This window comes from Caballeronia udeis, assembly GCF_001544555.2.
Lineage (GTDB): Bacteria > Pseudomonadota > Gammaproteobacteria > Burkholderiales > Burkholderiaceae > Caballeronia > Caballeronia udeis.
In genome coordinates this window covers 42,387-52,656 of record NZ_FCOK02000071.1, presented here as the reverse complement: position 1 = coordinate 52,656, position 10,270 = coordinate 42,387, and the positions used below count along the sequence as shown (strand labels likewise).

At 60.0% G+C, this 10,270-nt stretch carries 7 protein-coding genes; 2 read left to right on the top strand and 5 right to left on the bottom strand.

All coding sequences use genetic code 11. The features are described from left to right. Positions 1-543, bottom strand: a 543-nt coding sequence (locus AWB69_RS34965; protein WP_156529066.1) for a substrate-binding domain-containing protein, incomplete at its 3' end; no start/stop codon positions are given. Positions 544-834: 291 nt separating this feature from the next. Between AWB69_RS34965 and AWB69_RS34960 the strand changes: the two genes are divergently transcribed. Together AWB69_RS34960 and AWB69_RS34955 are read left to right on the top strand one after the other, a co-directional pair. Next, positions 835-1,707 (top strand): LysR family transcriptional regulator, encoded by an 873-nt coding sequence (locus tag AWB69_RS34960; protein WP_062091362.1) that lies wholly within the window; start codon positions 835-837, stop codon positions 1,705-1,707. 168 nt (positions 1,708-1,875) lie between these two features. Next, positions 1,876-2,601 (top strand): DUF2968 domain-containing protein, encoded by a 726-nt coding sequence (locus AWB69_RS34955; RefSeq protein WP_082913722.1) that lies wholly within the window; start codon positions 1,876-1,878, stop codon positions 2,599-2,601. Between the two features lie 70 nt (positions 2,602-2,671). Here AWB69_RS34955 and AWB69_RS34950 read toward each other — a convergent pair whose 3' ends face one another. The 4 genes from AWB69_RS34950 to AWB69_RS34935 form a co-directional block, all read right to left on the bottom strand. Continuing rightward, on the bottom strand, positions 2,672-3,823 hold the full coding sequence (locus tag AWB69_RS34950; protein WP_062091360.1) for an MFS transporter: 1,152 nt from the start codon (positions 3,821-3,823) through the stop codon (positions 2,672-2,674). Continuing rightward, the gene (locus tag AWB69_RS34945) at positions 3,820-4,626 is read right to left on the bottom strand and encodes a DeoR/GlpR family DNA-binding transcription regulator (RefSeq protein ID WP_062091371.1); all 807 of its coding nucleotides are present in this window, start codon (positions 4,624-4,626) and stop codon (positions 3,820-3,822) included. The genes AWB69_RS34950 and AWB69_RS34945 overlap by 4 nt, the downstream gene beginning before the upstream one ends. A 302-nt stretch (positions 4,627-4,928) precedes the next feature. Continuing rightward, positions 4,929-7,184, bottom strand: coding sequence for a catalase/peroxidase HPI (katG, locus tag AWB69_RS34940; protein ID WP_062091359.1), 2,256 nt, complete (start codon positions 7,182-7,184; stop codon positions 4,929-4,931). Positions 7,185-7,717: 533 nt separating this feature from the next. Then, positions 7,718-9,652 (bottom strand): SMP-30/gluconolactonase/LRE family protein, encoded by a 1,935-nt coding sequence (locus AWB69_RS34935; RefSeq protein WP_062091370.1) that lies wholly within the window; start codon positions 9,650-9,652, stop codon positions 7,718-7,720. Between the last annotated feature and the right edge of the window lie 618 nt (positions 9,653-10,270).

Below are 10,270 nucleotides of genomic sequence, written 5' to 3'. Positions count from 1 at the left end.
CGTGGTCGACACGCCTTCGATAATGCCGACTTCATCGCCAGCCTTGAGTCGCTTGGCCAGATAATCGCCGACCAGCCTCGCACCCTTCCGGTTGTCCGGACCGACGAACGGCACGTTCAGGTCCTTCGACTTGAGCACATCCGGATCAAGCTGGTTGTCGATGTTCACCACAATGATCCCTGCATCCACGGCCTTCTTGATCACCGGGACAAGCGCTTTCGAATCAGCCGGAGCGATCACGAGGGCGTCGACCTTCGAGACGATCATCTGCTCGACAATGCGAATCTGGTTGGCGGTATCGGTTTCGTCCTTGATGCCATTGGAAATGAGCGTGAACTTGCTCGCGTTATGCGCCTGATAGTCCTTCGCGCCGGTTTCCATGGTGAGGAAGAACTCGTTGGCGAGTGACTTCATCACGAGGGCGACGACGGGTTTTTTCGCCGCTTGAGCGAATGCCGACGAGACTGGCAACAGCGAGAATGCAGCAAATACCGCGGTTGCAGCGAGTACACGGCGCCTTGCTGGGTTGGCCTTGCGGGTCATAAAGTCTCCATTAGTTTGCTCTTCGGTCTACTGAGGAGTAGCCGGCGAGTCGTTTAGTCGGTCAGGCAGTTAGCCGGATAATCAATTTGAAAGGACCTTCTTGTTGCCGCCTTGCTTTAACGCTGAAACGCGAAAACCCGATGCATGAGCCGCGGCGTGTATCGAGCCACAATCTGCGAGCCGCAATTTACGAACGGCGACCACGTGCGGCAAACCGGCCCATCGGGGTCTAATGCTATCCTCGCGATTCGCGATAATCTACCTCTAAAATCGAAAGCGAGCGTTTCAAAAATGGAACACGTTGACTGGGACGACCTGCGGCTTTTACTCGCCATCGCCCGCGAGGGAACCATGAGATCGGCCGCTGCGGCGTGCGATCTTAGTGCGGCCACGCTGTCGCGCCGCTTGACCGAGCTTGAAAGAAGATTAGGTGAACCCCTGATTGACCGCGTGCCTTCCGGCTGCGCAGTCACGGCGTTCGGGCAGCGTGTGCTTGCATGGGCCGAGCAGATGGAGGCGCTGGCGCACCAGATTGAGCGGGCAGGAGATGTCACGGGGTCTCATGGTCTTGAAGGCACGGTCAGGATCAATGCAGTCGAGTGGATGTCCTACATCCTGATGAAGCTGCTGGGCTCCTTCCAGGAAAGGTTTCCGGGACTGGCCATTGAAGTGCTGACCTCGCAGCAACCGTATAACCTTGCCCGGCGCGAAGCGGACATTGCCATCTGGTCGGAATGCCCGGACGAGGGTGACCTGTATGTACGCCGGATCGGCAAGGTCCGCTTTGGTTTATATGCGTCGCGAGACTATTACCTTCGCCACAAGGTAGCCATCAAGAAGAAGGAATGGAGCAAGCTGTCCTTTGTCGGTTATGACGAGCGCCGGGGCGATCATCCCGCGGCGCGCTGGCTCAGGACACTGCCGGGCGCGCCTGCGCCGAGCCTTCGGAGCAGTTATGTGCTGGGCGTGTTCGATGGCGTGCTGGGCGGCTCGGGCCTGGGTGTGCTCGCGCAACTGGCGGGCGACACGACCAGCGATCTTGTCTGCATCGAACCGCATATCAGGGAGCTGGACCAGGATGTCTGGATGGTCCTGCATCCGGCGCTGCGCGGGAGCGAGCGCATCAGGGCGGTGTCGAACCTTGTCGCCGATATTTTCAGGTGATTCGGGGCATGGCCCGACGGTTCGGCACACACCGCGACCATGGAGATTATCGGTTGCTTCGATGTCCATTTAGAGAACACGGTTCTTGAACGCAGCTAATAAATATCGGGGCATTCCATCTGCCATAATCCGGTCGGTTTCGCTTTGTTCAAAGAGCTCGGAAATTCCATGAAATCCAATAATAAATGGCGGCACGGGGTAGTTCTATTGGCAGGCGCGGTGGTCTGCACGGCGGCTTGCGCCGCAACCACTGCAACCAATGCGATAGCGGCAGGGGCTGCCGCGCAGGATTCGTCGTCGGCATCGGGGAATGCGCTTGGCGACGCAAGCGCGCGGCGCGGCTTGCTCACCAATGGCGCGGCCGACGAACCGCAAGCTCCGGGGAATGGAAGTATTACAGAGCTGCAGCAGATGATCCGCGATGGCAAGGTAATAGAAATGCGCACCACTTATAACGGCAGCTATGGTGCGAGCATGTTGTTCTATCCCGACCAGATGACGTATTACGTCGCACTGTTTCAGCAAAAGAAATTTTGGCGCGTGATCAAGACGCAGACCGATACCCGCGCTGAAGCGGTGTATGCGGACTTCGCGAAGACCACGGCCCAGCTCGCCGACTCGGAAATCCGCCGCGAGAAGTTGCAGGCTGAGAACGCCTTCTCGGACCGGCTGATTGCACTGCAGCAGAACCGGGCGAACCGCTTGCAAGCGGATGTCGATGTGGCGCGCGCGCAGCAAAGCCAGGTCGTTGATCGTCAGGCACAGCAGCAGGAAGCTATTCGGACGTTGCGGGCGCAGCAGGACGCGGCTCAAGCTGAATTGCGCGCGTTGCAGACCAGGGTGCAGGATCTTCAGCGTCAGGCGGATGGAGATTTGATGCCCGCGTCGCAGTGATTTTTGCGGGGGGGGGAATGGGGGTAGCAGTCGGAGTTGATGCACACCAACCCCGCCCGCTAGCCGGCGTTTAAATCGCCTGTTCGACGCTCGTCCGGCTCACCGCCTTGCCGCCCACCAGACACACAACCAGGGCAGCCAGCAAAAGCGCGCATAACGCCAGCCGCAAACCCAGGAAACCTGCGCCCAGCCCGATCAGCGGCGGTCCCACCAAAAAGCCGGCATAACCCGCCGTGGCTGCCATCGAAACGCCCACCGCCGGCGTCTTCGTCGAACGGCCCGCCGCACTAAAGATCACCGGCACAATGTTGGAAAGGCCAATGCCCACGAGCGCAAACCCCACGCAAGCCGTCACCACGTTTGGATAACCCAGCACCAGCGCCAGACCCAGGGCCGCAATAAGCCCCCCCGACGCAACCACCACGCTAGAGCCCAGACGTCGAACCGATACGTCGCCGACCACGCGGCATGCCGCCATCGCAAAGGCAAACGACGAATAACCGAGCGCCGCCGCGCTTGCTTGCGTGTCGAGTGCGGAGCGCAGGAACACCGCGCTCCAGTCCGCCACCGCGCCTTCCATCAGCATGCAGAGAAAGGCAAGGGCAGCGAGTTTCATGACACCCGCGCTGGGCAATACAAAGCCGCTAGCCGACGCCAATACTCGCGGTCCGATATCCCGTAGCGCCAGTAAGGCGCTTGTCACAATGAGCGCGCCGATCACGAGGTCGGGGAGCAGCAATCCGCCCATCATGCCGATGCCGTTGGCCTGAAGCGCAGCGCCTCCCGCCGCCCCCAACAGACCACCCATGCTCCAGGCCGCATGAAACGACGACATGATCGGTGCCTTCCATTCCCCTTCGATCGCGCTGGCGTGTCCGTTCATCGATACATCCAGCGCACCGTTCGCAGCGCCCAACGCAAACAGCACGGCACATAACAAAGCGAAGTCCGGAACCAGCGCAGGCAAGGGCAGGGCGATAACAAATGCAACACCGAGGAGTGCGGTGAGGCGTCCGCTGCCAAAGCGCGGCGCGAGCCGGCCGGCAAGCGGCATGGCAACAATCGCGCCCAACGCAAAACAAAACAGCGCGATTCCGAGCGATGCATCGCTTAGCGACAAAGCTTCCTTGATCCGCGGGACTTCGACAGCCCACGCGCCTATACCCAGCCCGTTAGCGAGAAACACAGCCGTGGTGGCAATACGTTCGGCAACCGGTTTCATGATCGAGCCCCCGCGTGAGCCACGATCACGCTGCCGCAGATTTTTTCGAACTCGCTTAGCCGTTGCGCGGAGACACCCGGTTCCACGATCAGATGCTCAATGCTGGACGCTCCCACCACGAAGAAGGGTGCGGCGGTCATCAACTTCTCGGACGTCATTGCGATGGCGACCTGGCCGCTTGACTTGACCATCGCACGTTTCAGCTCGGCCTCCTCCGCCTCGAACGCACCCACGCCCTCGTCCGGGTCGATGGCGCACGCGCCAAGGAAACACAGGTCGGCCTTGATCTGCTGGACCTGCAAAAGCGCGGTGGAGCCGATCGACCCCGCGCCACGCGCGCTCATCCTGCCGCCGATCAGAATGACGTCGAAGCCGGGGCGATCGAGCAAGCGCGAGCAGACATCGGGCGAATTCGTCACGACCGTGAGGCCCGCGTTATCGGGAAGCGCCGCCGCGATAGAGACGTTGGTCGACCCGGCATCGAGCAGGATGATCTGCCGCGGCCGGACAATGGACGCCGCCGCAACGGCCAGTTGGGCTTTCCGATCAACCGCTTCGCGCAGGCGGGTAGACCCGGCCGGCGCAGCAGGCGAGATCAGCAGCGCCCCGCCGTACACACGCTCGCAATGACCCGCGTCGGCCAGGTCACGCAGATGGCGGCGAACCGTGTGTTCGGAGGTGTTGAATTCGAGCGCAAGTTCGGCCGCCAGCACGCGGCCGTGCGTTCGCAGCCTGTCGAGAATCAGTTTTGCTCGTTCGTCGGGAAGCAACCCGTCTACGGCATCACGCCGGGTTCGTTGCATGTTGTCGGTCTCCGCCGGGAAATACTCGTTCGTCACTCAATCGATCATAATCGAGCATAAGTTATCGTAAACGAGCGATCGAGAGCAAATTTTTTTGACGCTGTATTTCGTGGCTGACGTGCTCGACCCTGCTGCGCTCAGCAGAATTGGCAGTTTCGGGAGGCGTGATCGATTATTTAGGACGCAAGCAAACGGTGCGGGTCCGATGTAAAGGAGTCGCACCGAGCACTGATAAATGCGTTTTCGTGGTGGCTGGGCAAGGCCCCGTCAGGGACGACAATCCCGGCGGGGCGACGCCACCTTCAGGCGAGGTCAAACCGGTCGAGGTTCATCACCTTGACCCAGGCGGCGACGAAGTCGTGGACGAATTTTTCCTGCGCGTCCTCGGTTGCATAGACTTCACTCAGGGCCCGGAGCTGGGAGTGCGATCCGAAGATCAGATCGACACGGCTGCCGGTCCACTTTTTCGCGCCGGTCTTGCGGTCACGCCCCTCGAACACGTCCCGCGCCGATGAAACCTGCTGCCATTCCGTACCCATATCGAGCAGGTTGCGGAAGAAGTCGTTGGTCAGCGTTCCGGGCCGGTCGGTGAATACGCCATGCGAGTTCTTCCCGCCGACGTTCAGGGCGCGCAAGCCTCCGATGAGCACCGTCATCTCAGGGGCGCTCAGGGTCAGCAATTGCGCCTTGTCGATCAGCAAAGCCTCGGCCGGTACCTTGTACTTGCCCCCAAGGTAATTGCGGAAGCCATCGGCGGCCGGTTCGAGCGCCTTGGCGGATTCCACGTCGGTCTGTTCCTGCGAGGCGTCCATGCGGCCCGGCGTGAAAGGCACGGTTAGCTGATGCCCGGCGTTTTTCGCCGCCTGCTCGATGCCGGCGCTCCCAGCCAGCACAATCAGGTCGGCCAGCGAGACCTTCTTGCCGCCGGACTGTGCGCTGTTGAACTCGCCCTGGATGCCTTCGAGGACCTTCAGCACCTTCGACAGCTGTTCGGGCTCGTTGACCGGCCAGTCCTTCTGCGGCGCGAGGCGAATGCGCGCGCCATTGGCGCCGCCGCGCTTGTCGGAACCACGGAAGGTGGATGCGGACGCCCAGGCGGTCGATACCAGTTCCGGCACAGACAGCCCTGACGCCAGGATCTTCTGTTTGAGCGAAGCGATGTCCGGCTCTCCGACCAGCGGGTGGTTGACCGCCGGAATGGGGTCCTGCCACAGCAGCTCTTCGGCCGGCACTTCCGGTCCAAGGTAGCGCACGCGCGGTCCCATGTCGCGGTGGGTCAGCTTGAACCAGGCGCGGGAGAAGGCGTCCGCCAACTGCTCAGGATGCTCCAGGAAGCGCCGCGAGATCTTCTCGTAGATGGGGTCGAAGCGCAGCGAGAGGTCGGTGGTGAGCATCGTCGGCACCAGCTTCTTCGACGGATCGTGAGCATGCGGGATCGTTGCGCCGGCGTCCTTGGCGACCCACTGATTGGCGCCGGCGGGGCTCTTGGTCAGCTCCCATTCGTGGCCGAACAGGTTCTGGAAGAAGCCGTTGCTCCACTTCGTCGGCGTGCCGGTCCAGGTGACCTCCAGACCGCTGGAGATTGTGTCGCCGCCGTTGCCGGCGCCGAAGCTGCTCTTCCAGCCCAGCCCCTGGTTCTCGATATCGGCGGCCTCGGGTGCGGGACCCACGTTGTCCGCAGGACCTGCTCCGTGCGTTTTCCCGAAAGTGTGGCCACCGGCAATCAGCGCGACGGTTTCCTCGTCGTTCATGGCCATGCGCGCGAAGGTTTCGCGGATATCGTGCGCCGCCGCGAGCGGGTCGGGATTGCCGTCGGGACCTTCCGGGTTGACATAGATCAGGCCCATCTGCACGGCGCCCAACGGATTCTCCAGGTTGCGTCCGCTGTCGGTGCGGCTGGTTTCGCTGCCGTGGAGTTCTGCGTCGGCCACGATTACGCCTTCGTCGTCGCTGCCGGCAGCGCCCTTGCCATAACGGACGTCGCCGCCCAGCCAGGTCTTTTCATTGCCCCAGTAAACGTCCTGATCCGGCTCCCACGTGTCTTCACGACCGCCGCCGAAACCGAAGGTCTTGAAGCCCATGGTCTCGAGCGCGACATTACCGGTGAGGATCATCAGGTCCGCCCAGGAGAGTTTCTGGCCGTACTTCTGCTTGATCGGCCAGAGCAGGCGGCGGGCCTTGTCCAGGCTGACATTGTCCGGCCAGCTGTTGAGCGGAGCGAAACGCTGCTGGCCGCGCCCGGCACCACCGCGGCCGTCGCCAATGCGGTACGTGCCGGCACTGTGCCAGGCCATGCGGATGAATAGCGGACCGTAGTGACCGAAGTCCGCCGGCCACCAGTCCTGAGAATCGGTCATGAGTGCCGCAAGATCCTTCTTCACCGCGGCCAGGTCGAGGCTCTTGAAAGCCTCGGCGTAGTTGAAGCTGTTGTCCAGGGGGTTCGACTTGCTCGAGTGCTGGCTGAGCAGGTCCACCCGCAGTTGTTTCGGCCACCAGTCGCGGTTCGTCGTGCCGCCGCCGGCGGCGTGATTGAACGGGCACTTTGCTTCATTTGACATGCGTTATCTCCTTGAGAGGACATACCCACTACTTATTTTTAGGGGTGTCAGGCTTTCATGGTGCATTGCATCGATAACCCCGCGCCCGCGGGTCTGCCGGGAAATCCCGTGGTGGGCTCTTGCTGTTGATTACCCGAGGCGCAATCCAAAATTCCCGCAAGTGATGTTGTAGCGTACATTGAAAGAGCACTGCTCGCGCTGGCGAGCCTACTCCAGTTAAATATAAGCGCGTGTGACCATCAACAGAATTAGATTCGTGCAATGCCGTTGATAGGTCGCCGCTATATCGTGGCTCGTGGCGAGCGCTTTTTCGTATCGCTTTTTGATAACCATAGGCGCAACAGGGCAGCTTCTGCAACGGCTTCGTGAAGCTCGGCATCTCGCCCACGTTTGTGGTGACGGACTACATCCGGCTGTCTGACACGGTGCAGCAATTGAAGTTGGCCGACGCTCGAACGTTGCTCTCATGGCGGCCCAAGCGTCCTCCCGTCATCTCGCGCGACGAGCTTCAGGGAGTCCAGGTCAATTTCCGCCTATGAACCGGGAGTCCAGCGATGAACAATAATGCTGGACTCGTTGTAGTTATCCTTCGTGACCACGTACTCACCGGTCGATCGCAGGTATGACCTCAGGCCGTACATGGAATCAACGTCACTGCCGACATCCACTGTGGTGGGATTGGCATTGATCAAGGTGGTGTCGAGGTTGCCCGTAGAGAGATTGAAAGCGTCGATGTTGGGCACGGTGTGCACATATCCGACGAACAGATAGTTGCCGGCTGCCGTGATCGATTTCGGATTGGCGCTGGTGAGGTTGATCACCGGATAAGGCGAGTTCTGGTTTCCTGCAAGCCAGCCGTGATACACCTCGACCCTCGTTCCTATCGACGTCCAGTCCGTGCTGCCGACTATGCCTTGCGCGAGGATCATGGTGTCGCTTTCCGGGAGGTAGATGATCCGGGTCAGTGGCAGGATGGACCTTGGCGTGGCGTATGCAATGCCTGCTCCCCAGCTCGGCTTGCCGTTGGCATCGAAGCCGGTCAACGGGTAGTAGTAAATCATGTTCGTCCGGTCCGGGCCGGCCCAGACGTTGCCGTTGCTGTCGAGACAGAATCCACCCGTTATCAATGTAGTCGAATTGAACGCCGTGCCCGGCAGGGACCCGTCCGGGATGGCGATGTAGCCATTGGCGGCGTTGAAGTGGAAGAAGTAGAAGATGCCCGGATTCTGGCCGGCTGCCACAAGGATCCGGTTCGCGCCGACGGTGGCAATTTGCGCGAAGTGCTGACCGCGCTGGGTGTCGTTCATGTTGAGTCGCGGGTCGGACGGATAGTCGATCGGGTCAACGGTGTTTGCCACGAACGTTCCGCCAGCGGTGCCGGTGTAAACGTTGAAGCCCCCATAGAAATACGCGCCGTCTGTCGCAGGGTCAGGTGCGCCGTTGCCTTCAAAATTCAGTGCCTGAAGCTTCCATCGAAGGATGCCCGAGCTGTCGTAGGCGTGGATGTCCGTATTGCCGTTGCGGCCCAGGTCCCAGGTTCCGCCCCACGGGTTGTTGAGTACATAGAGGTTGCCGGTGGAGTCCTTGCCAATGCCGGCAACGCGGGTGAAACGCTTGTCCCCGACCTGGCCTTTGATGCCAGTTGTTGTGTCGAGATATCCGCCCTGAATGCCGAACGTGCCGACCTGGGTTGGCTGAGTTGAGACGCCCGCGATCTGGTAGATCTTGATGTTCATGTCGGGCCCCTCGTCGCCGACCAGAAGCTGTCCAGCCGTTGAGTCGAAATACAGCGCGGACGGGCGGGATGTAGTGGGCATCTGGATCGTGTTCAACGCGGCGCCCGACGGACTGAATTCGGCAATCGTGCCGGCGTTCTCTTGCGCGACCCAGACGTTGCCGGCGCTGTCCAGGGCGAGCGCCCCAGGACCTGCAACATTGATATCGCTCTGCCAGACGCCGTCGGTGCTGTAAGCTCGCACGCGATTTCCAGGGAAGTCGCTTGCATAGAGGAGGGAACCCGATGTTGCGAGTCCGGTGATGACATCACCACGCGTCTGGGTCGTTGTCGCGCTGACAGAGATGGAGAGGTCGCGTGTTTTAGTGGTTCGGTTATATCGTCCTACCCAGCCACTGCCGTTGGTTCTGTCATATTGCAAGGCAGCAAAGATTGAAGTTGCATTGCCCGTAATGGCGCTGCCCTGGAACTCGTTGTGCAAACCGATGGAACCCATGTTTTGGCGATTGCCGTATATGGCGACCCCGCCTTCGTTTTCGTCCCACAGGGAAGCTGTATAAATGATTCCTTCAGGCGCTACCCACATGGAACGGGCACCATTGCCAACGTAGGTGGAACTTGTTCCATATGTGTTCGCTACCCAGTCAGTGGTGTACTGCGCCTGAGATTCCGATGTAATTGCCGCGATCAGCACAGCGGCAGTAAATACGGCACGGATGCATTTTTTTAACATGAGCGATGTTCGCCTGATGGTCGAAGGTGTGGGCGTTTGATTGTCTTTGGCGCGGGTATCAAGCAGCGTCTGGTTCGAGGCCGCGTGGATACCGGGTATGCAAGCGTTATGCGGGCTGTCGGGAGCAGTGATTGCAACGACGCCAATTGCTGCAACCCCTGCGGCGAGCGCATGCGGATTAATTGGAACGGCCGCCGGATAAAGGGAAAATGAACTCGGCGCTTGCGTCCAGCGGTCGTTTTTATTGCTTAGGGTCAACGCAGTTTTGAAGCACATATGCCATGTGCCCATTGTATCTTTCAAAGGGAAAAATTCTCGAAAAAACCATCCAGTAAGAACTTTGTAGCCTCCCGCCAAGGACATGCCGCGATAACTGATCGCAAATCTAAAATAGTCGAAAAACTGTCGATAAAAAATGAAAATAAATGGCTGGCCTTAATCCGATGTCATCGGCGTGAATGAATGCGTCGTAGTCGCCGGGAACCTCAATATCGCAGTTTGCGCAAACACGGCGAATCGATCGAGTCAATTTCACATCGGCAATCTTCAAGGTAGAACGGTCGCAGTTCGATTCACTTCGGTCCTCCGCTTTTCCGCGAAGCGGTGATTCAACGTTGG

What these genes read in the sequence shown, in the direction of transcription:
- AWB69_RS34935 (WP_062091370.1), bottom strand. Translation starts at nt 9,652, where the DNA reads ATGTTAAAAAAATGCATCCGTGCCGTATTTACTGCCGCTGTGCTGATC.
- AWB69_RS34950 (WP_062091360.1), bottom strand. Translation starts at nt 3,823, where the DNA reads ATGAAACCGGTTGCCGAACGTATTGCCACCACGGCTGTGTTTCTCGCT.
- AWB69_RS34955 (WP_082913722.1), top strand. Translation starts at nt 1,876, where the DNA reads ATGAAATCCAATAATAAATGGCGGCACGGGGTAGTTCTATTGGCAGGC.
- AWB69_RS34945 (WP_062091371.1), bottom strand. Translation starts at nt 4,626, where the DNA reads ATGCAACGAACCCGGCGTGATGCCGTAGACGGGTTGCTTCCCGACGAA.
- AWB69_RS34960 (WP_062091362.1), top strand. Translation starts at nt 835, where the DNA reads ATGGAACACGTTGACTGGGACGACCTGCGGCTTTTACTCGCCATCGCC.
- katG (WP_062091359.1), bottom strand. Translation starts at nt 7,184, where the DNA reads ATGTCAAATGAAGCAAAGTGCCCGTTCAATCACGCCGCCGGCGGCGGC.